The sequence below is a fragment of the Anaerocolumna xylanovorans DSM 12503 genome, from assembly GCF_900143645.1.
Lineage (GTDB): Bacteria > Bacillota > Clostridia > Lachnospirales > Lachnospiraceae > Anaerocolumna > Anaerocolumna xylanovorans.
The window spans coordinates 127,899-148,170 of record NZ_FRFD01000012.1 but is presented as its reverse complement, the minus strand read 5'-3'; the positions used below and the strand labels follow the sequence as shown (position 1 = coordinate 148,170).

19 protein-coding genes, 1 other RNA gene and 1 riboswitch are annotated in these 20,272 nt (G+C 40.2%); of the genes, 16 read left to right on the top strand and 4 right to left on the bottom strand.

The genetic code is table 11. The features are described 5' to 3' along the window. Window positions 1-142 precede the first annotated feature (142 nt). The 3 genes from BUF11_RS19645 (at window position 143) to BUF11_RS19635 (ending at window position 3,842) form a co-directional block, all read left to right on the top strand. Entirely contained in the window at window positions 143-1,987 is a 1,845-nt protein-coding gene (locus BUF11_RS19645; RefSeq protein WP_073590565.1) for an ABC-F family ATP-binding cassette domain-containing protein, read from the top strand. Further along, the gene (locus BUF11_RS19640) at window positions 1,984-2,433 is read left to right on the top strand and encodes a GatB/YqeY domain-containing protein (RefSeq protein ID WP_073590564.1); all 450 of its coding nucleotides are present in this window, start codon (window positions 1,984-1,986) and stop codon (window positions 2,431-2,433) included. Before BUF11_RS19645 ends, BUF11_RS19640 begins: the two co-directional genes overlap by 4 nt. A gap of 116 nt (window positions 2,434-2,549) precedes the next feature. Continuing rightward, the gene (locus BUF11_RS19635) at window positions 2,550-3,842 is read left to right on the top strand and encodes a DUF6128 domain-containing protein (protein ID WP_073590563.1); all 1,293 of its coding nucleotides are present in this window, start codon (window positions 2,550-2,552) and stop codon (window positions 3,840-3,842) included. 77 nt (window positions 3,843-3,919) lie between these two features. Here the strand turns inward: BUF11_RS19635 and BUF11_RS19630 are convergent, their stop codons facing one another. Continuing rightward, entirely contained in the window at window positions 3,920-4,474 is a 555-nt protein-coding gene (locus tag BUF11_RS19630) for a GNAT family N-acetyltransferase (protein WP_073590562.1), read from the bottom strand. A gap of 47 nt (window positions 4,475-4,521) precedes the next feature. Then, window positions 4,522-5,217: an anaerobic ribonucleoside-triphosphate reductase activating protein gene (locus tag BUF11_RS19625; RefSeq protein ID WP_073590561.1), complete on the bottom strand. Its 696-nt coding sequence runs from the start codon at window positions 5,215-5,217 to the stop codon at window positions 4,522-4,524. 211 nt (window positions 5,218-5,428) lie between these two features. Between BUF11_RS19625 and tadA the strand changes: the two genes are divergently transcribed. From tadA to BUF11_RS19590, 7 genes are all read left to right on the top strand, one after another. Continuing rightward, window positions 5,429-5,932, top strand: coding sequence for a tRNA adenosine(34) deaminase TadA (gene tadA, locus BUF11_RS19620; RefSeq protein WP_073590560.1), 504 nt, complete (start codon window positions 5,429-5,431; stop codon window positions 5,930-5,932). 54 nt (window positions 5,933-5,986) lie between these two features. Then, window positions 5,987-6,248: signal recognition particle sRNA large type (gene ffs, locus BUF11_RS19615), an RNA gene on the top strand. Between the two features lie 316 nt (window positions 6,249-6,564). Further along, complete coding sequence (locus BUF11_RS19610) at window positions 6,565-8,904, top strand: cyclic nucleotide-binding domain-containing protein (RefSeq protein WP_073590559.1); 2,340 nt, start codon at window positions 6,565-6,567, stop codon at window positions 8,902-8,904. A gap of 288 nt (window positions 8,905-9,192) precedes the next feature. Continuing rightward, complete coding sequence (locus BUF11_RS19605) at window positions 9,193-9,408, top strand: helix-turn-helix transcriptional regulator (RefSeq protein ID WP_073590558.1); 216 nt, start codon at window positions 9,193-9,195, stop codon at window positions 9,406-9,408. Continuing rightward, on the top strand, window positions 9,395-9,853 hold the full coding sequence (locus BUF11_RS19600; protein ID WP_073590557.1) for a hypothetical protein: 459 nt from the start codon (window positions 9,395-9,397) through the stop codon (window positions 9,851-9,853). The genes BUF11_RS19605 and BUF11_RS19600 overlap by 14 nt, the downstream gene beginning before the upstream one ends. Before the next feature lie 194 nt (window positions 9,854-10,047). Beyond that, complete coding sequence (locus BUF11_RS19595) at window positions 10,048-11,856, top strand: P-loop NTPase family protein (protein WP_073590556.1); 1,809 nt, start codon at window positions 10,048-10,050, stop codon at window positions 11,854-11,856. A 4-nt stretch (window positions 11,857-11,860) separates the two neighbouring features. Then, the gene (locus BUF11_RS19590) at window positions 11,861-13,504 is read left to right on the top strand and encodes a putative manganese-dependent inorganic diphosphatase (protein WP_073590555.1); all 1,644 of its coding nucleotides are present in this window, start codon (window positions 11,861-11,863) and stop codon (window positions 13,502-13,504) included. Here BUF11_RS19590 and BUF11_RS19585 read toward each other — a convergent pair. After that, complete coding sequence (locus BUF11_RS19585) at window positions 13,501-13,848, bottom strand: Ig-like domain-containing protein (protein WP_073590554.1); 348 nt, start codon at window positions 13,846-13,848, stop codon at window positions 13,501-13,503. The two genes, BUF11_RS19590 and BUF11_RS19585, sit on opposite strands and share 4 nt — an antisense overlap. A gap of 199 nt (window positions 13,849-14,047) precedes the next feature. Between BUF11_RS19585 and BUF11_RS19580 the strand changes: the two genes are divergently transcribed. From BUF11_RS19580 to BUF11_RS19555, 6 genes are all read left to right on the top strand, one after another. Next, entirely contained in the window at window positions 14,048-14,608 is a 561-nt protein-coding gene (locus tag BUF11_RS19580; RefSeq protein ID WP_073590553.1) for a flavin reductase family protein, read from the top strand. 93 nt (window positions 14,609-14,701) lie between these two features. Beyond that, a complete protein-coding gene (locus BUF11_RS19575) occupies window positions 14,702-15,217 on the top strand; it encodes a shikimate kinase (protein WP_073590552.1) in 516 nt (171 codons plus the stop codon). Between the two features lie 208 nt (window positions 15,218-15,425). Beyond that, window positions 15,426-16,727, top strand: coding sequence for a UDP-N-acetylglucosamine 1-carboxyvinyltransferase (locus BUF11_RS19570; protein ID WP_073590551.1), 1,302 nt, complete (start codon window positions 15,426-15,428; stop codon window positions 16,725-16,727). Window positions 16,728-16,902: 175 nt separating this feature from the next. After that, window positions 16,903-17,664 carry a flavodoxin family protein gene (locus BUF11_RS19565; RefSeq protein ID WP_073590550.1) on the top strand — a complete coding sequence of 254 codons (762 nt, stop codon included), beginning with the start codon at window positions 16,903-16,905 and terminating at the stop codon, window positions 17,662-17,664. A 34-nt stretch (window positions 17,665-17,698) separates the two neighbouring features. Next, window positions 17,699-18,307: a TetR/AcrR family transcriptional regulator gene (locus tag BUF11_RS19560; protein WP_242952423.1), complete on the top strand. Its 609-nt coding sequence runs from the start codon at window positions 17,699-17,701 to the stop codon at window positions 18,305-18,307. Continuing rightward, window positions 18,304-18,819, top strand: a complete 516-nt coding sequence (locus tag BUF11_RS19555) for a flavodoxin family protein (protein WP_073590549.1) — start codon at window positions 18,304-18,306, stop codon at window positions 18,817-18,819. The genes BUF11_RS19560 and BUF11_RS19555 overlap by 4 nt, the downstream gene beginning before the upstream one ends. Window positions 18,820-18,898: 79 nt before the next feature. Here BUF11_RS19555 and BUF11_RS19550 read toward each other — a convergent pair whose 3' ends face one another. After that, a complete protein-coding gene (locus tag BUF11_RS19550; protein ID WP_084558778.1) occupies window positions 18,899-19,975 on the bottom strand; it encodes an HD-GYP domain-containing protein in 1,077 nt (358 codons plus the stop codon). Between the two features lie 186 nt (window positions 19,976-20,161). After that, window positions 20,162-20,258, top strand: a riboswitch (SAM riboswitch). The last annotated feature ends 14 nt before the right edge of the window (window positions 20,259-20,272 follow it).

The following is a 20,272-nucleotide window of genomic DNA, read 5'->3' as shown; positions in this document are numbered from 1 at the left end:
AAATCTTTCAGGGATATCGTGTCCTTAATTTGCCGTGTTAATTAGTACTTTCCAATTGAGCCTGTTTATGATATCCTTGTATAGCAAAGAGTTTGAGAAAATATAAAGCAAACACAGGCAGGAATAGAAGGAGCAATAAAGAATGAATCTGCTGAATATAGAAAAGATGAGCAAAAGCTTTACAGATAAAATACTGTTTGACAAAGTATCCTTGGGCATTAACGAGGGGGATAAAATCGGCGTTATCGGCATCAACGGTACAGGAAAGTCAACCCTTCTAAAGATAATTGCAGGTCTTGAGGAGACAGATGAAGGAGGCGTTGTGAAGGGAAAGAATATCAGGATTGAATATCTTCCCCAGATTCCTGAATTTGATGAGAGTTTAAATATATTGGAAAATGTGGTTAAGGATAAGAAGGCAAAAGAGGAATACAGGGATTTAGAGGGAGAAGCAAAAGCCATGCTTCTAAAGCTTTCGATTCCTGATGTTACGGAAAGTACCGCTGCCTTGTCGGGAGGCCAGAAAAAGAGAGTGGCATTGGTAAGAACCCTTCTTACACCGGCAGATATTCTGGTATTGGATGAGCCTACCAACCACCTGGATGATACCATGGCAGAATGGCTGGAGGATTATTTAAGGAAATACCAGGGAGCCTTTTTGATGGTAACCCATGACAGGTACTTCCTTGATAAGGTAACCAATAAGATTGTGGAGATTGATAAGGGCGCTCTTTATACCTATACTGCCAATTATACCAAGTTCTTAGAGCTCAAGGCAGCCAGAGAGGACATGGAAGCCGCCACCGAAAGAAAGAAAAAGAGCTTATACCGCATGGATTTAGAGTGGATGATGCGGGGAGCAAGAGCCCGTTCCACCAAGCAAAAGGCTCATATTATGCGCTTTGAGGAGCTTAAGAACCGAAAGGGGATAGAAGAGGACAAGTCTGTTGAGATAAATGCGCTTTCTTCAAGGCTTGGGAAGAAAACCATTGAAATCAACGGAATCTCAAAGGCCTATGGAGAGAAGGTACTTTTTAGAGACTTCAGCTATATTATGCTGCGGGGTGACAGGCTTGGAATCGTGGGGCCTAACGGAAGCGGAAAATCTACATTGCTTAAAATCATCACAGGAGTTCTGACGCCCGACGAAGGCTCTGTAATTACTGGAGAAACTGTTAAGATTGGCTACTTTTCACAGGAAAATGAATACATGGATCAAAGCCTTAAGGTGATTGATTATATCCGGAATGTGGCAGAATATATAGAGACAGCAGACGGAACAGCCACGGCTTCCCAGATGCTTGAGAGGTTTTTATTTGCGGGAAGCTTACAGTATTCCCTTATCTCCAAGCTTTCAGGAGGGGAGAGAAGAAGGCTTTACCTGCTTAAGGTGCTGATGGAAGCCCCCAATGTTTTGATATTAGACGAGCCTACCAATGACTTAGACATTACCACTCTTACAATTTTGGAGGATTATCTGGACACTTATGACGGTATTGTACTGGCAGTATCCCATGACAGGTATTTCTTAGACAGAATGGCGGAGAGAATCTTAGCTTTTGAACCGGACGGTGTAATCAGACAGTATGAAGGCGGCTTTACCGACTATAAAGAGAAGATTTTAGCGGAAAGAGAAGCGGAGGATAAAACCTTAGCAGAAAATAAAGCTTCCGATAAGAAGACGGAGGTAGGGGAAAGCTATAAGGCAAGACCCAGAGAAGCAAAATTAAAATTCTCCTATAAAGAGCAGAGGGAATATGACACCATAGAAGGTGACATCGCAGCCTTGGAGGAACGCCTTGCAGACCTGGAGGGTGAGATAGAAAAAGCTTCTTCTGACTATACAAAGCTGAATACTCTGATGGCGGAAAAAGAAGAGCATGAGAAGGCCTTAGAGGAAAAGATGGAGAGATGGATGTATTTAAGCGAGCTTGCAGGTGCGATACAGGAACAAAAGGAATCAATTAAAGGAGGAATTATAGAATGACAAAGATTGAACTGGTAAGAGCAGAAATGGTAAAGGCTATGAAGGCAGGAGATAAGGGAAGAAAGGATTCTCTGTCCGCACTTCTTACCGCTCTAAAAAATGTGGCAATCGATAAGAGAGCTGATTTGACTGAAGAGGAGGAAAATACAGTAGTCTTAAAGGAGATGAAGCAGTTAAAAGAAACCTTGGAGGCTGCTCCTTCCGACAGAACGGACATTATTGACGAGTGTAATTTAAGACTTGCTGTTTTAGGTGAATTTGCGCCTGCATTCTTAAGTGAAGAAGAAATCAAGCAGGTGATACAGGAGGTTCTTTCAGGGCTTGGAATTACATCCCCTACCGCAAAGGATAAGGGAAAGATTATGAAGGAATTAATGCCAAGGGTAAAGGGAAAAGCGGACGGCAAGCTGGTAAATGACCTGGTAGCCGCTATTTTTACAGAATAACGATTCTTTTATAAGTCATAAAAAGACTTCCGGTACAATATAATGGTTGTAAATAACAGTACTAAGATTGTACCAGAACCCTGCAGTTACTCTGGCACAGGAAAAGGGAGTCTATTATGGCTGATTATAAAAGACTGGTTTCATACATGTATTTATATGAGGAGGGTAAAAAGAGGAATAACATAGGCTATGCCAGGGTTGAGACGAGAAACGGGCAGTGCAAGTATACCATTCATATAACCGCCCTTGGTCTGAATGAGAAGCAGTTAAAGGCCTATGTATTTCGAAGAAAAGACACGGGGATAGAGGGAGTACTTCTTGGAACCCTTCTGGTAAAAAATAATACAGGTGATTTTAGAGTAATGACAGATTCAGCCCATATTATGAATTCATCCTACGGGATGGAAGATATGGGAGGGATTGTTCTTGTGTTTTCTGACCGGAAATTCTTTGCAACGGAATGGGATGGTAAACCCATAACTATGGGCATGGTATCAGGCATAGACAGAAAGGAAGAAAGAAAATCTGTAAGAGAAACGGAGAAGGTAAGCAGCCCGGTGGAAGAAGAACCAAAAGAAATGAAGGCAGCTAATCTTGCAGAAGTGCTTTTTGAATATGCCAAGACCTCAAAAGAGGAAGAAGAAGTGCCTGCCGTAAAGAAAGAGCAAAGCGAGAGTGACAAGTCCTTAAAAGACCTGCTGACACCAAATATCAATATTTTGCTGGAGGAAGATACTGATTCAGATAAAAGTGAGGAAGAAGCCTCTGAAAGCCTTCTTCACACAGAGAAGGAACCAGTTACAGTCCGGGAAGATTTGACAGAAGCTTTGGATGGCATAACCGGGGAAGAAGCAGAAAATGGGGAAGAAGACGCAAAGAATATACAGGAAGAAACAGAACGCAAGGAAAGTATAGAGAATATAGAAAATAAAGAAAACATAGAACAAGAAGAAAGCATAGAAAATGCAGAAAGTATAGAACAAGAAGCAAAAGAAGCGGAAGGGGCCTTGGAATTAGGCGGCAAGCCCATATTTGAGGATCATCCGCTGGCAAAGCAGATATACCATAATTTTCCTAAAATGTATCCTTTCGAAGACAATGAAATAGCCTGGTGTGCAAGAATTGAGCCGAAGGACATTGGTATGCTTCCCATGGAGCTTTGGGGACTGGGAAATAACAGCTTTCTCCTTCACGGATTTTACAGCTACCGTCATTTGATTTTTGCCAGGGTAAATGACAGGACCGGGCAGAATTATATCCTTGGAGTGCCGGGTATCTATCATAACCGGGAAAAGTTTATGGCTAAAATGTTTGGTTTTGAGAACTTTAAATGTGCAAAGAGAAAACCACAGAGAACGGGAGAGTTCGGCTACTGGTATATACCGGTTTTGCTGAACAGCCAGGCATAGGAAGATATAAAAGAAGATATGATAAAAGCTGCCAAAACAGTCTAAGGGCTGTTTCAGGCAGCTTTTATCATGGTATTTTACTGCATTTCATGATTTATATAAGCATATCTTGCGTGGTCTTCCCACTTGTGGTTGATTTTTATACTGGATATGGCAAGTCCTTCATATTGAAAACCAAGCTTCCTGGCCAGGTGGATGGAGCGGAGGTTGGAGGGCATAATATTGGCTTCAATCCGATGGATTTCATAATCGGTGAAAAGGGATTTCAGAGCTTCTCTTATACCTTCAATGGCATAACCCTGACCCAAATAGCGGTGGTCGAATTTGTATCCTATCTGACAAGTATAATAGGAGCCTTTTACAATGTTATAAAAATTAACCGAACCTATAATGGTATGAGGATCATTTCTTAAAAAGGCCCAATAGCGAAGAAGCTTTGACTGCTGCATCAGATTGTATTCGATTGATAAGGAAAGCCTTTGGTAAGAAAGAGTATAGAAATTTATATCTCTTTCCGGCTCCCACGGTTCAAAATTCTCTTTGTTCTGCGCATAAAAATTTAGAACTTTATCTGCTTCGTTAGGGTGCAGTACCCTAAGCTGCAACCTGTCGGTTTGAATGTTCATCTGCATATGAACTCTCCTATGCCAAATTATAGTTGTGAAAGACTGCTGGTCTCTTAATCAACTCCCCTAAGTTCCACCTTTAAAGCATAGGGAAGAAGCATAGGAAGCATATTAAGAAGTTCTTCTTTGGAATAACTGTGAAATCCGGGAGATATCACATCTTCCGATTCTTTATAGGATTGAAGGTAATAGGCTTTTGCACCCTTAATCCATTCCCCGATTAAAATAAGATCCGAAGGACTATGAAGCTCTTTTATAATTGTTGTCCGGAATTCATAATCAACTTTATCCATAAGCAAAAGTTTGATGCTTTCGGATATGTTCTTTAAGGGAAAATTGCTTTTTCCAATGGCAGCAGGATATTTCAGAGGGCTGCTCTTGATGTCCATTGCTACATAATCCAGAAGTTTTTGGGATAGCAATTTTTCCAGAAGGATGGGGTTGCTTCCGTTGGTATCCAGCTTTACCAAAAACCCCAAGTCTTTAATTTTCTTTATAAAATCAGCGAGATCAGCTTCTAAAGTAGGCTCACCGCCGGTAATACACACGCCTTCTAAGATTCCTTTTCTTTTTTTTAATGTACTTAAGACCTCTTCTTCCGGTATAGCAGGAAGGCTGTCCGGAGATAATACGAGAGAAGCGTTGTGACAAAAGGGACATAAGAAATTGCAGCCGCCAAGGAAAATTGTTGCCGCAAGATGTCCGGGATAATCAAGTAATGTAGTTTTTTGAAAACCATGTATTCTCATAACATCCTCTTTTAAATATATGTACAGACAGCGGGTTATATGAAAGTAATTGCTTGCTCCGGGAATATACCCGTGGTATATTAATAATAGCAAATATATTCCTGTTCGTCCAGTTAAATCCCACTAAGCCCTATGCATATCACAAGTTTGCTTGCGATACTGCCTAAATAACTGAACAGGTAAGAACAAGATATGTCTGGAAGGAAACAACATGGATTTAAGATATATGAAAGAAGCTTTAAAGGAAGCAAAAAAAGCAGCGAAAATCGGTGAAGTACCCATAGGCTGCGTTATTGTATATAAGGATAAAATTATCGGGAGAGGTTATAATAGGAGAAACACCCAAAAAACCACTCTTGCCCATGCAGAAATTACTGCCATACAAAAAGCCAGTAAAGCTATGGGGGATTGGCGGCTGGAGGACTGTACCCTCTATGTGACCCTGGAACCCTGTCAGATGTGTGCGGGTGCCATTGTTCAGGCCAGAATAAAAGAGGTGATCGTAGGAGCCATGAATCCAAAAGCAGGATGTGCAGGTTCAATTCTAAATATCCTTCAGATGGAGGAATTTAATCATCGGGTGGAACTGACTACCGGTATCATGGAAGAAGAATGCAAAAAGGTATTGCAGGATTTCTTTGTTGACCTTAGAATCCGCAACAGAAAAGAAAAAGAGGAAAAAAGAAAAGAGATGGAGAGGGAAGGAGTTACTTGACTTTGCGGCTGAAATAAAGTATACTAACTTAGCAATTACAATGTCATAAAATTTCCGTGCAGCCGGGGAGATAGCGGTGCCCTGTACCTGCAATCCGCTACAGCAGGGGTGATGTCTTGCCCAGGGTGTTATACTGTAGGGCAGCCCCTTATAAGTGATGTTGACGTTTGGGTCTTACGCAACAGGAATTCGTGAATCGTGTCAGGTCAGGAATGAAGCAGCACTAAGCGAAAGCTCCTGTGTGCCGTGAGGGTGCCTGAGCCGAGTTAACTGTATGGGTAACGCTTATGGTATACATTCAAAGCAAGACGCACGGATTAATATAATAGATTTTATCATCTGGTAAAGATGTCGTCACATAAAATGTGGACGGCATTTTCTGGTTTCTATAGAATTCTCCAAGTTTATATATCAAAAATGCTTCGTTAAGGATGCCCACGGGTTGTTTTATATCCATCCTTCCGCCCTTGATAGAAGCTTTCAAAGGCCTATTTCCAAAAAGATGCGGTAAGTTTACCCATATTGGTGCTTTTTTACTATACCTGGAACCGATAAATATGCAAAATTCATCTTCCGAATTGTCGGTTTATGGATTATAATAGATTATACGCAAAAGATTGCTGAGGTGAGTCATGGGAATAGTAATTAATCATAATGCAGTAAATCAGGTAGATAAGAATACAACAATATATCTGGAAGGGGAGCATGTTAAAGGGGTAGCAATTATTCTAAAGGGAAGAGTGCTTGCCAAAAGCAAGGGAACCAGAGTAGTGCTTGGTACCGGTAATTTTATCGGGGCAAGTGATTTGAGCTTTGGCAGATATCTGTGCTCTTACGAAGCTTTTGATGAAGTGCTGTTCTATAGCTTTCCGGTACAGCGAATGGAAGAAGTAGCAGATATTTTTACAATAAATAAAGATTATAAAGGGTTAATGTCTGCATCCTTGTCCAGATATGTGGCTGAAATTGAAAAGATTTATTCACAACTTCGTAATGCGGCAGAGGATATCTATGAATTTGCCGATAAGTACCATGGGAAATATATGGAGCTTGGCAGCAAGCTGGGATATTCCGTCAATCCAATAACGGCATTAAAGGAACTTGAGCCTTATAACGAAGAAACCCTGCTGGATGATAAAAAACTGGAATATTACAAAGAAAGTGCCAGGATATCCGTGGATACCTGGAAGAGCTTTTGCTCTTACGGGGAAATTGTAGCACTGTATACACTGGAAGATACTCAGGAGATTATAAGCCAGATGCTGTCCGAATGCAGCAGAATGTCAGATTATCTTGAAAGCCTTTTACTTGGTCTTATCAGTAATTCGGATAACTGCCTGTATAAAAGTTATGCTTCTCTTGCGATAAACATCGAAGAAACAGGAGGAGACAACAGAGAGTTAATCAGGGTGGTAGACGCTATCGTCGAACGTATTAACTATCTGGAAAAGACCTTTGAGGAAAAGCTTGGGAGGAAATGCAAGGTTGACAGAAAGCGTATGGAGGAAATCTACTATATGCTTATCTCCAAATCCTCTAATCGCAAGGAACAGGTAGAGAACAATTTTCAGTATACCGAAGATGAAGCAAAGGAAGTTACCGAGACTCTTCAGGGAGCGTTACAGCAGATATGTGTTTACGCCTTGTATGATACCGAAAAGGCGGATGAAATGGCACAGGGAATGTTGGATTTTATTAATTTGAGAGATAAGTTCTCAACAGATGACAGAATAAGAATTCTTAGAAGAAAGCTGACACAGCATTTTTACGAGCTTTACGAGAGCGTATTTCTAAAAGCATGCAGAGATGGAAATGCACCCAAAATAATTGATTTATTCTTAAAGTACGGCTTTCTGGACGAAAGGCTCTTAACTACTGACCAGATAAGGGAATTGTATTTTCTTGATGATGAGATGCTTAAGCAGACAGGACATTGCAAGGTTTATGATATAAAGACCTGGCTTACCTGCATTTATAAAGGAGAAAAGGAACCCTCCAAAAACGAATTTGACCAGGAATATGTAGATTGGTTAAGAAACAACCGTAAGAGAGGGGAAATTACAGAAGAAGGGGAAAAAGAAGCATTAACAAATCCTATTTTAAAAGTTAAATATGAAATGCAGAATATGTTCCGCTATAACAGCAAGGTTGTAAATGGACAGTTCAGCACATTCGTACCTTTCCTCTGGGGTGAGAGTATCGTAAAAAGTTTTCAGAATATGCTGTTAACGCCTGAGCGTATAAATTCCGCTGTGAATAATTTGCTGGAGGTTGACTACTCCATCTTTCACAGGGAAATATTATATGTAAACCAGGCAAAGGGCATTGCAAAAGAATACCTTATGCAGCCGGTTTATCCTGACATTATTCTGATGCCGGTCATGGGTTACCATGGGGTTATGTGGCAGGAGATTACAGGAAAGAAAAAGAGCAGAGAAGGGCGTTTCATATTCCCTATGTTTGCGGATGCCAATTTTAATGATATGCTGATTAAGGTATGCGGAAAGTTCCGCTGGGAGCTTTGCAGAAGTATCCAGGGAAATGCCTGGAATAATATCAAGGAAAAGTCCCTGACCTCTGAATATGCCGACTACATACAGTTTTACCGTAAGAATAGAGACATTTCAGAAGAAATGAGGGAAAAGATTAAGGCTCAGATACAAAAGGGCAGAAATAATTACAGAGAGATTTTTGTAATTGACTATGAAGGCTGGGTAAAGGGAGAGGCTACCGGAGCTGTCAAATTAAACAGGATAGCCCGTGAAATTCTTGCTACCTACTGCCCTTTTAAAAAGGAAATCCGTGAGCATCTAAAAGGGATGCCTTTGTTTGCCGAAGCAATGGAGCGGCATGCAAGAAACACAATAAAGAAAATTAAGGATACAGAACTTAGATACCGTGCCCTGGAAAAAGACGGGGGAGAAGTAATCAAAGAGCTTAAGGACACCCTGGATTTCTATAAGAGTCTATAGTTTTTTTCTTATACATATCATACTTTCTAATGGCAGACCGGCTGATTCAAGCCGGCCTGCTATTTTTTGAATCCTTCTTTGCTGTATCTTGAATAGAAAGAGGTATTTTATTTTTATAATTAGAGCCTCAATTATTTTAGAAAAATGATACCCTGGCTGGGAAAGTCGTGTTTCAACCCACCATGCGACCTTCCCGATTTTGGATTGAGTCATATATATACAAATAAATGTAATATATATTTGACATAATGATGTATTAATGATACAATGACGGTGGAGGTAGCAACAATGGGTAAAAATTTAAGAATAAAAGCTGCCAGAGCGGCAAAAGACATGACACAAAAAGACCTTGCAGATGCCGTTGGAGTTGCACGCCAGACAATGAACGCTATCGAAAAAGGAGATTATAACCCTTCAATAAATCTGTGCATAGCAATTTGCAAGGTCCTTGGAAAAACTCTTGACCAACTTTTTTGGGAGGATGATGAATATGAAAATCAATGAAAACCGCTTGGATGAAATGCAGAAAGAAAAACGTAACAGCATTGGAAATCAGATGTTTATGCTAATGTTTTACGCCCTTTTACTGGATTCGGGACTCTATGGGGGAGGAATCCGCTGGCTTCCCTATCCTTCCAATATTATGGTGATTATCATGGCGTGTATGGGGATATATCTTATCAGAATAATAGGGGCAAATGCTTATCTGCCTCCAAGAACTGACAGCAAAAAGACGGTAATATCCTCTGTTATAGCAGTTATCTTTTCCGTTGTTCTGGTGGTAGCTGCTTTTTGGTTATTCAAAAGCCTATCGGGTTCTTCTGCTCCAGAAGCTTCAAATGATAATTCTGCATTAATACTATTTATTGTATCCGCAACAGGGTTATTCATTTCCCTGATTGTTGCAGTAATAAAAAGAGCGAACGAAAAGGATAAACATGATGAATAGGCCTAAGTGCAAACGAAGCGGGTGCTGCAATTAAATTATGGATTGCGGCACCCTTTTTTGCGGCAGATGTAAATCAGGGATTGGTAATTGCGCCTCCAAAGGGCGGGAAAGAACTTGTATAAATACAGTGAAAATGGTAAGATAGATTCCATAAAAGAACTATTTGAGGTATTGGTGGCGAAAAGGAGGCTGCGATGGAACGGTATGATAACATTGTAAAAATAGAAGAAATCCGCAAGTTAACAGATGAAGGACAATACCAGAAAGCTGTCAAGATCCTTGACACCATGGATTTACGCAGAATAAAGTCTTTGACCGATTTAAGCATTTTAGCCGATGTGTTAACGGAAACCGAGCGGTATGATGAGGCCATGGAGCTCCTTTACAGGATTTATGAGAAATCGAAAACAAGGCGTGTTCTCTATCAGATGGTAGAGCTTTCGATAAAAAGGGGAGATGTGGATCAGGCAGAGGAGTGCTTTCTGAAATACAAAAGGTCGGCCTCTGATGATTCCTATTGTTTTATATTCCGCTATTATATAGATAAATTAAAGGGAGAGCCGGCAGATGTTCTGATAGATTCTTTAGAGCAGCTAAAGGAATACGAATATATTGAAGTTTGGGCTTATGAACTTGCCAAGCTTTACCATAAGGCAGGGATGAAGGACAAGTGTGTCAGGGAATGTTCCGATATTATCCTTTGGTTTGGAGACGGTATCTATGTAGAAAAGGCCAAGCTCTTAAAAGCCTATTATGTCGGAGAGATTGATCCGGTGCACATTTTAAAGGCGAAGGATAAAAATGAAACAAGGCAGAGGCTGGGACTTGATAAGACCAAGGATTATCGAAATATCAGAGAACAGATAAACGAGTATCTTGCAGAAGAAGAAAAAGAGGAAGATACCGAAGACAGCTATGCGGAGCCTGAAGATACCCAGACAGGTGAAGAGGAAGAAACGGTAATAATAAAAGCAGATAAAAAAGAGGAACCTGTCACGGAAGAAAAGCAGGGGGAAGAAGAACCGGAAAGTGCAAAGACAGAAAACGCAGGACTTGAAAATCCGGAACCCGAAAGGATAGAACAGGATGCTGTAGAACCTGAAAGTACAGAGCATAGCAGCATAGAAGCCCAAAGTGCAGAACCGGATAGGATAGAACAGGATGACATGGAACCCCAAAGCACAGAACTGGATAGAACAGAACCCGATGCGCTAACGGCAGAGAGCATCTTTTCTTTATTTGAGAAGGCTTCCTTTGATTACCAGAGGGAATTGGGCGGCTTCCTGCAATCGGAGGAAATAAAAGAGCAGTTTCGTTATTGCCTTGAAAATATACTTTCCGATTCTGCAAATACGAAATTCTTATGTATTAGCGGAGAAAAAGAAAGCGGTAAGACTTCTCTGGCTCTAAAGATCTGTAAGGTGCTGTATTGCCTTAATTGGATAAAAACAGACAGGATTGCCAAAATAACAGGGGAGAAGCTTAATAAAATTGACATTCTAAAGCAAAAGGAGAAACTCTACGGAAGCTCCCTGATTATAGAAAATCCCGGAGAAATTCAGGCAGAAACGGCACAGAGGCTCTATGCTTTCTTTCAGGAAACGCAGGATAATATTTTCGCGGTAATGGAAGGGACAAAAGACGAGATTACTGATTTTTTAGACAACTATCCGTATTTAAAAGAATATTTTGCTTATGAAATCTCACTTGCTCCATATAGTCTAAAGCAGCTTGTTTTCTTTGCAAAACAATATCTTGAGAATAACAATTATAAGCTAAAGGATGAGACAAAAGAAGAATTTGTAAAGATCTTAAAAGAAGCACAGGCTGCGTGCAGCGATAGGGAAGCCTATGGAGAGACAATGAGACTAGCTGTAAAAGCAAAGAAAGCCGCCGACAAAAGATATAAATCACTGTTAGGGGATATATTAAACAGCGGGAAACTGACAGAAGAGGATTTATTATATATAATAAAAGAAGATCTTATAACGGAGGAAATATAATAGGATGGGAAACCAGATATTTGTAATAGGGCATGTCAATCCGGATACGGATTCTATATGTTCAGCTATCGCATATGCGAATTTGAAAAGTAAGCTGACAGGGGAAGACTATGTGCCGAAAAGGGCAGGACATATCAATTCAGAGACAAAATTTGTTCTGGAAGCCTTTAAAGCAAGTGCACCGGCGTATCTGCCGGATGTCCGCACGCAGGTCAAAGACATTGAAGTCCGCAGGACAAAAGGAGTAGAAAAAAATATCTCTTTAAAAGAAGCGTGGTCCTATATGAGAAAAAACAATGTGGTGACCCTCCCTATAGTGGATACCGAAAATCATCTGGAAGGACTTATAACGGTAGGTGATATCACGAAATCCTATATGGATGTCTATGATAACAGAATTCTCACAAAAGCCCATACGCCCTGCAGAAATCTGGTGGAGACCCTGGAAGGGGAATTACTCGTAGGAAGCGGAGAGGAAATGTTCCGTGAAGGCAAGGTATTAATTGCAGCAGCCAACCCTGACCTTATGGAAAATTATATTGAAAAAGATGATGTTGTGATATTGGGAAACCGCTATGAGTCCCAGCTATGTGCTATCGAGATGAATGCAGGCTGTATCATTGTATGTGACGGAGCAAGCGTATCCAAGACTATTACCAGGATGGCACAGAACAACAACTGTATTATTATAAAGACACCTTATGATACCTTTACTGCGGCCAGACTTATTAACCAAAGCATACCGATTCAGTTTTTTATGACAGATAAGGATATCCTCTTTTTTACCAAGGAGGATTACATTGAAGATATTAAAGGCATCATGGCGCAAAAGCGGCACAGAGACTTTCCCATATTGGATAAAGACGGACATTATTTTGGAATGATATCAAGAAGAAATCTGTTAGGAGCAAAAAGAAAGCAGATTATTCTGGTAGACCATAATGAGAAATCCCAGGCAGTTGACGGGCTAGAAGATGCAGAAATATTAGAAATCATAGACCATCACAGGCTTGGCAGTCTGGAAACTATCAATCCCGTATTTTTCAGGAACCAGCCTTTAGGATGTACGGCGACCATTATCTATCAGATGTATCAGGAGCACCAGATAGAAATTGAGCCTAAGATAGCAGGGCTTCTTTGTGCTGCTATACTGTCGGATACGCTGGTATACCGTTCACCGACCTGTACGGAAGCAGATAAACAGGCTGCACAGGCATTGGCTTTGATTGCAGGAATACAGACAGAGGAATTTGCCGGAAGAATGTTTGCAGCAGGCAGTGATTTAACGAATAAGAGTCCGGAAGAAATCTTTTATCAGGATTTCAAAAAATTTACTGCCGGAGAGGTTACCTTTGGAGTAGGGCAGATTAGTTCCATGAGCAGGGAAGAGCTTGATAAAATAAAAGAATCCCTGGTTCCCTATATGCAGAAAGCTTATCATGAGCATGGAGTGGAAATGCTGTTCTTTATGCTCACCAGCATTATGGACAGTTCTACAGAGTTCCTATATCAGGGTGCGGGAGCCAAGGAGATGCTAATTAATACCTTCCACTTTGACAAAAATGACAAAGTATTTTACCTTGAGAATGTTGTATCCAGGAAGAAACAGGTAATACCCGCATTAATGCTGGCGTTGCAGGAAAACTAATCCTGTATCTTAAATTGAAGGGTTACAGGTGTTTTTAGATTCTTGCCGCCTTTTGATTTCACATTTCTTGTTATGGTTAAAATATAGGATTCGTTTTGGGAATAAGCCTCAAGAGGCTCAATCTCTATGTATTGGTTGATGGTATCATAACGGATATAGGTCTTTAAGGGCATTTGGTTTACCGTAGTCACATAAAGATTCTTATTATTGACAGTTGCAGGATCAAGAGGGGCAGTAAATTTGACACGCCAAACGAATTTACCGGTGCGGAATTTAAGGGACTGTTTCACTTTGTCCTGAACATTTTGTGTTACAGATTCTATTAAAATCAGATTATCAGCCATATTTAATGCCTCCTTAATTGAAGTTTATTGTAGGATATTGTTTTTCTTAAGTCTATTATAGGAACGAAAATATGTTCCTATAATCGGATGCACGGCGGCAAAAGAACCGCCTTTTATCAGAAATTTGAAAAGCAATTTCTAATAAGTTATATTATACAATAAAATGAAGAAAAATGATAGTGCTAGAAAAGAGGTAAAAATGGAAAAAGAATTTTGGAAACCCGGCAATATGCTCTACCCTCTTCCTGCTGTAATGGTAGGCTGCAGGGATAAGGCAGGGAGAAATAATATCATCACAGTTGCATGGACGGGGACGGTCTGTACCAATCCGCCAATGGTATATATTTCTCTTAGAAAAGAGCGGTATTCCTATGATATTATTAAAGAGACAGGAGAATTTACCATAAATCTCACGGATGAAAACCTTGTAAGAGCGGCAGATTACTGCGGGGTCAAATCCGGAAGAAATGTGGATAAATTCAAGGAAATGAAATTAACGCCTGTAAAAGGAATTAATGTGGATGCTCCGTGTATTGCAGAAGCACCTGTTAACATAGAATGTAAGTTAAAGGAAATTATCCCATTGGGTTCTCATGACATGTTTCTTTCAGAAGTGCTCGGAGTCCATGCAGCCAGTAAGTATATGAACGAAAAAGGAAAATTTGATTTGAATAAAGCGAAGCCGATTGTTTATTCCCATGGCGAATATTATGGACTGGGAGAGCTGCTGGGAACATTTGGCTATAGTGTCAAAAAATAAATAGCATGAAAAGGCGTTCTGCCGGAAAAAATAAAAAGTACTTGGCGAAGAGTGATAAAGATGTTATAATCACTACATTATGTGCGAAAGGACATGCCCATGAAAAATATTATTTTAGTTGGAATGCCTTCAGCCGGTAAGAGTACCATTGGAATCATCCTTGCTAAGGTTTTAGGATATCAGTTTCTTGATTCCGACCTATTGATTCAGGAGCAGGAAAAAGAGTTATTAAAGGATATCATTGACAAAAGAGGAATAGATGGTTTTCTGGCTATTGAAAATCAGATTAATAGTGAAATAGATGCCGTAAATACAGTAATTGCCACAGGGGGAAGCGTAATTTACGGAAAGGAAGCGATGGAACATCTGCGGGAGAATGGGATTATTGTCTATATCAAGCTGTCGCTTCAGACAATAACCGAACGCCTGGGAAATATGAAGCAAAGAGGAGTTGTACTAAGAACGGGGCAGGATCTTAAGATGCTTTATGACGAGAGATGCCCTCTTTATGAGAAATATGCTCACATTACAGTGAGTGGGGAACAATTAAACACAGAAGAACTTATGGAAAAGATTATAGAAGAGATTGATTTATACAAAGAGGAATAACAGAAAGCATAAATCAGAGAAAAATTATTTACAACCTGCAGTTTTATGATATAATCAAGGTGATTTATGAAGCGAATACAAAAGACATTCTGAATATAGAGAATATGATATGGCGGCCTCTTTGCATGAAGCATAAGCGAAAGAGGTTTTAATTTTGCGTAAAAGCCATATGTAATATTTATTAAGTAAGCTGGTAAAGAGGTGTGCGATGGAGCAATATATTATAAAAGGTGGTAAGGCCTTGCAAGGAGAGGTCACTATCGGTGGCGCTAAAAATGCTGCACTTGGTATTATATGTGCGGCAATAATGACAGATGAACCGGTCGTGATAGGAAACTTACCGGATATCGGGGATATTCATGTGCTTTTACAGGCCATTGAAGAAATAGGTGCCAAAGTTGAGAGAATAGATGAGCATACCGTAAGGGTTAACGGGAAGAGCATTGATTCTGATATTGGAATTGATTATGACTTTATCAGGAAAATCAGAGCTTCCTACTATCTGCTGGGAGCACTTTTAGGAAAGTATAAAAAAGCTCAGGTGGCACTGCCGGGAGGCTGTAATATCGGAAGCCGTCCCATTGACCAGCATATCAAAGGGCTGGAGGCATTAGGTGCTGTTGTTAAAATTGAGCATGGAATGATAAAAGCCAAGGCCGATAAGCTGCAAGGAAACCATATTTATCTGGATTGTGCCAGCGTGGGAGCCACCATTAATATTATGCTTGCTGCCTGTCTTTCAGAGGGAGTCACCATTATTGAGAACTCTGCCAAGGAGCCTCATGTAGTTGATGTCGCAAACTTCTTAAACAGCATGGGAGCGAATATCAAGGGCACCGGAACGGATGTTATCCGTATTAAGGGTGTAGAGAAGTTAAATGGAAGTGAATATACCATTATCCCTGACCAGATTGAAGCAGGAACGTTTATGTTTGCTGCGGCAGCTACAAAGGGTGATGTACTGATTAAAAATGTTATACCAAAGCATTTGGAAGCAATAACGGCTAAGCTGATTGAGATTGGAACACATGTCGAGGAGTATGATGATGCTATCAGAGTAAGTGCAACGGGTATTCTTGGACATACTCATGTTAAGACATTGCCTTATCCTGGCTTTCCAACAGATATGCAGCCGCAGATTTCAGCTGTTTTAGTCACCTCCGAAGGGACAAGTATTGTAACGGAGACGTTGTTTGAGAACAGGCTCCGTTATGTGGATGAGCTTTCCAGGATGGGGGCTAACATTAAAGTAGAGGGAAACACAGCTGTTATTGTAGGTGTTAAAAATCTTACGGGAGCTATTGTAAGTGCTCCTGATTTAAGAGCCGGGGCAGCGCTTGTAATAGCCGGTCTTGCAGCAACAGGCTTTACTCTTGTAGAGCAGGTTGAATATATCGAAAGAGGCTATGAGAATTTTGAAAGAAAGATGCAGGGACTTGGAGCTATTATGGCGAAACTGGATGCAGAAGATGAAAAAGCCATTCAGAAGTTTAAGCTGAAAGTCAGCTAGAATATTTTTATGATAAAAAGAGCGCGTCGCATTTGCTACGCGCTCTTTTGGCTATCAAACTATAAAATGACTCAATATTGACATCTCAAATTTAATATGCTAATATTAAATTTATGAATGAATAGAAAAGTATTCATTCATAAATCGGGTCAACTTATATCTTTGGAGGTCAATCATGAAAAAGGTTATCGCGTTAATAGGAAGTCAGCAGAAGCGAGGGACATATGATGCAGTTCTTAAATTCGGGAATTACTTAAAGTCCTATGGTGAAATTGAATTTGAATATATCTTTTTACATGATTACAACCTTGAATATTGCAGAGGATGCAAGTTGTGCTTTGATAAAGGAGAAGAATATTGTCCTTTAAAGGATGACAGGGATATTCTGATTGATAAGATAAGTCATTCGGACGGCGTCATATTTGCATCTCCCAATTACTCGTTTCATATTTCTGCGCGAATGAAAAACATGTTTGACAGACTGGCCTTTATCTTTCATAGACCGCGTTTTTTTGGGAAAGCTTGTACAGCTATTGTCACCCAGGGCATTTATGGCGGAAACAAAATTGTAAAGTATCTGAATGCCATGGGGGAAAATCTCGGTTTTCATGCGGCAAAAGGATGCGTTTTAGCAACACTGGAGCCTGGTACGGAAGCCATGCGCAGGAAAAATGACAGAAGAATAAAAAAGGCAGCATCAGCCTTTTACAAAGAACTGATGCGCACAACGCCTTCGCCTTCCATTTTCAGGCTGATGCTATTCCGGCTTTCACGAACAAGTATGAGCGTTATGATAGATGAAGCATACCGGGATTTCCGTTATTATCAGGAAAAGGGATGGTTTAAGTCTGATTATTATTATGAAACTTCATTAGGGCCTGTAAAAAAGGCTGTTGGGCACTTCTTTGATTTTTTAGGAAGAAAAATGTCCGCCTAAAAGGACATACATGAAAGCAGGGAGATATGAAATAATGGATAAAAAAGCAGAAATATACCGTTGTGGAAAGCACTTGTTTAGTTTAAAAGGTTTTAAGGATACAAATGTTGCTGAAATTATGAAAATGGCGGGAATGGCCGCAGGTACGTTCTATAATTACTACCCATCAAAAGAAACGCTGTTTTTGGATATTTACAACGAAGAAAACGTTATTTTAAAAAAGAGCATCATGGAATCCTTAGATGTAAATGCCGACCCCATGCATACCATGCAGCAAATGATGCTTTTAAATTATCAGGGTATGAACTCAAATCCAATATTGCGGGAATGGTACAACAGAGATGTATTTAACAAAATAGAAAAGAGCTTTTGTGAAGAAAAAGGACTTAAGAATGTAGACTTTCTTTACAGCAATTTTATCGAAATCGTAAGGGAATGGCAAGCAGCTGGCAGGATGAGAAGTGATATTGATGCGGAGTTGATTATGGCGATGTTTACTGCCTTGATTGTTGCCGAAACACACAAGGACGAGATTGGAATTCAGTATTTTCCCCATCTGATAGAATACCTGGCTGAGTTCACAATGAAGGGACTTCTGGATTGCCCTGCCAGAACCTTGAATGAAGAGGAGGATGACCTATGAGAACAGCTGTAATATCGTATTCGTACACAGGCAACAATAAAGCCTTGGCATGCAGTGTTGCCAAAGAATTATCAGCAGATCACATTGAAATTTCTGTGAGTAAAGCAAGGACGATGCAGTCAATTATTTGGGATATGATCTTTGGCAGGATGCCAAAGGTGGAGCCTTCCCCGGATATTATAACAACCTATGACAGAGTCTTGTTTTTTGCTCCTGTCTGGATGGGACATATTGCATCGCCGCTTCGCCCGTACCTTCACTATTTAAAAAAACATCCGAACAGGTATGGTTTTATTTCCATCAGCGGAGGCGCAGACGGGACCAATCCAAAATTAAAAGACGATTTAAAAAAGAGAACCGGAGCAGAACCCATTGCCTTGTTGGATCTGCACATTGCCGACTTATTATCATCCTCTCAAAAACCTGCCCGCAAAGACACATCCAGCTATCAGTTAAAGGAAAAAGACTTAAAACAATTGACAGATTTAGCGGTAGGCGTGATAAAAAACTAATTTAAAAGGGGCCGTCGCAAAATAGAATTTATATTTCGTATTTTGCGACAGCCCCTTCTCTTTATTTAATAAATTCAAATTACAGAATGGCTGCTACGGATAATTCTCTTTCTTTTGATAAATCAATAAAAGAGGATCCAAGCTGGATTATTGGCTTTGATAAAGCATGCTGATTGATAAGGCGGATTTCTCCTTCCGCACCATTGCTTAAGCGGACGCGGTTGCCGACATAAGCCTGTACAATCTTTTCTAAAAAGAGCAGTATGTAAGCCGGATCATATTTTTGAAGACCTTCTGATTCAAAGACGGAGATAGCTTCAAAAGGACTTAAGGCCGGACGGTATACTCTTGCCGAAGTCATGGCGTCATAAACATCAAGAATACCGATAATTTTTGCAAAGGGTTCAATCTTATCTCCCTTAAGCCTGTATGGGTAGCCGCTGCCATCACAGCGTTCATGATGCATCAGGGCAGCATCGGCAATTCTGGGATCAAGGCCCTTGTTTCTTAAAATGTTGTATCCCTGTATGGTATGGGTTTTAATAGTTACATAATCGGAAGGAGTCAGTTTCTCCTGCTTATTGACTAATTCGTTAGGCAGGGAGAGCTTTCCTATGTCATGGAGAAGACCGGCCAGAGTAAGGAGCTCAAGCTCTTTTTCCGGAAGCTTCATCCATTGGCCAAACACATTGCTAAGAAGAGATACATTCATGCAATGTACATAGGTAATGTCATCGTATTCTCTCATACAGTGAAGCATGTCAAAAACATGTATTCCATTGCGGGTTTTTTGAAGTAAGTCGGTGGTGTGCTCCAGCAATTCATTGATATTAATAGACTCATTTTTATCTGTCAGCTTGTTTAATTCGCCCTTAAAAGCAGTTACTTTTTCGGTGAAGGCAGATTGGAATTCCTTGAACTCGGCGCTTTCGCGCACTTTCTGGGAATAACTCATATCTTGGGCTAGCTTTGGAGTTTCTTTTCTTTCTAAAATAATATTAAATTCAGTGATAGAATTAAATTTCAAACGTGTGATAATTCTGTCAGTAAGAACCACTCCCTTGGATATTACTAACTGGTTGGATGCGTTGTATATGTCATCTGCCACAATTAGACCGGGCCGGGCCTGCCTTATGGAAATTCTTTGTTTACTCACTTCTATTCCGCTCCTATCCGCGTCTTATCTGGCGCATATGGTTACAGATTTTTAATCCATCTGCAATTTCCAATATATAGCCTTAGTATAGAAAAAAGCGCGAGAATTGTCAATAAAAAAATGCTTGACAAAGGCGGGGGGATGCTATATTCTACACTTACAAGTATAATATTATATAACATATTTCTCTTATTCAGAGTGACGGAGAGTAAAGGCTCTATGAAGTCACGGCAACCCCCTTTGCGGAAGGTGCCAACCTGAGCGAGTAATCGAACAATAAGAGGGTTTGATTTTTTT

Excerpts from the sequence above, each read along its gene's own strand:
- BUF11_RS19645 (WP_073590565.1), top strand. The coding sequence starts at position 143 with ATGAATCTGCTGAATATAGAAAAGATGAGCAAAAGCTTTACAGATAAA.
- BUF11_RS19640 (WP_073590564.1), top strand. The coding sequence starts at position 1,984 with ATGACAAAGATTGAACTGGTAAGAGCAGAAATGGTAAAGGCTATGAAG.
- BUF11_RS19635 (WP_073590563.1), top strand. The coding sequence starts at position 2,550 with ATGGCTGATTATAAAAGACTGGTTTCATACATGTATTTATATGAGGAG.
- BUF11_RS19630 (WP_073590562.1), bottom strand. The coding sequence starts at position 4,474 with ATGCAGATGAACATTCAAACCGACAGGTTGCAGCTTAGGGTACTGCAC.
- BUF11_RS19625 (WP_073590561.1), bottom strand. The coding sequence starts at position 5,217 with ATGAGAATACATGGTTTTCAAAAAACTACATTACTTGATTATCCCGGA.
- tadA (WP_073590560.1), top strand. The coding sequence starts at position 5,429 with ATGGATTTAAGATATATGAAAGAAGCTTTAAAGGAAGCAAAAAAAGCA.
- BUF11_RS19610 (WP_073590559.1), top strand. The coding sequence starts at position 6,565 with ATGGGAATAGTAATTAATCATAATGCAGTAAATCAGGTAGATAAGAAT.
- BUF11_RS19605 (WP_073590558.1), top strand. The coding sequence starts at position 9,193 with ATGGGTAAAAATTTAAGAATAAAAGCTGCCAGAGCGGCAAAAGACATG.
- BUF11_RS19600 (WP_073590557.1), top strand. The coding sequence starts at position 9,395 with ATGAAAATCAATGAAAACCGCTTGGATGAAATGCAGAAAGAAAAACGT.
- BUF11_RS19595 (WP_073590556.1), top strand. The coding sequence starts at position 10,048 with ATGGAACGGTATGATAACATTGTAAAAATAGAAGAAATCCGCAAGTTA.
- BUF11_RS19590 (WP_073590555.1), top strand. The coding sequence starts at position 11,861 with ATGGGAAACCAGATATTTGTAATAGGGCATGTCAATCCGGATACGGAT.
- BUF11_RS19585 (WP_073590554.1), bottom strand. The coding sequence starts at position 13,848 with ATGGCTGATAATCTGATTTTAATAGAATCTGTAACACAAAATGTTCAG.
- BUF11_RS19580 (WP_073590553.1), top strand. The coding sequence starts at position 14,048 with ATGGAAAAAGAATTTTGGAAACCCGGCAATATGCTCTACCCTCTTCCT.
- BUF11_RS19575 (WP_073590552.1), top strand. The coding sequence starts at position 14,702 with ATGCCCATGAAAAATATTATTTTAGTTGGAATGCCTTCAGCCGGTAAG.
- BUF11_RS19570 (WP_073590551.1), top strand. The coding sequence starts at position 15,426 with ATGGAGCAATATATTATAAAAGGTGGTAAGGCCTTGCAAGGAGAGGTC.
- BUF11_RS19565 (WP_073590550.1), top strand. The coding sequence starts at position 16,903 with ATGAAAAAGGTTATCGCGTTAATAGGAAGTCAGCAGAAGCGAGGGACA.
- BUF11_RS19560 (WP_242952423.1), top strand. The coding sequence starts at position 17,699 with ATGGATAAAAAAGCAGAAATATACCGTTGTGGAAAGCACTTGTTTAGT.
- BUF11_RS19555 (WP_073590549.1), top strand. The coding sequence starts at position 18,304 with ATGAGAACAGCTGTAATATCGTATTCGTACACAGGCAACAATAAAGCC.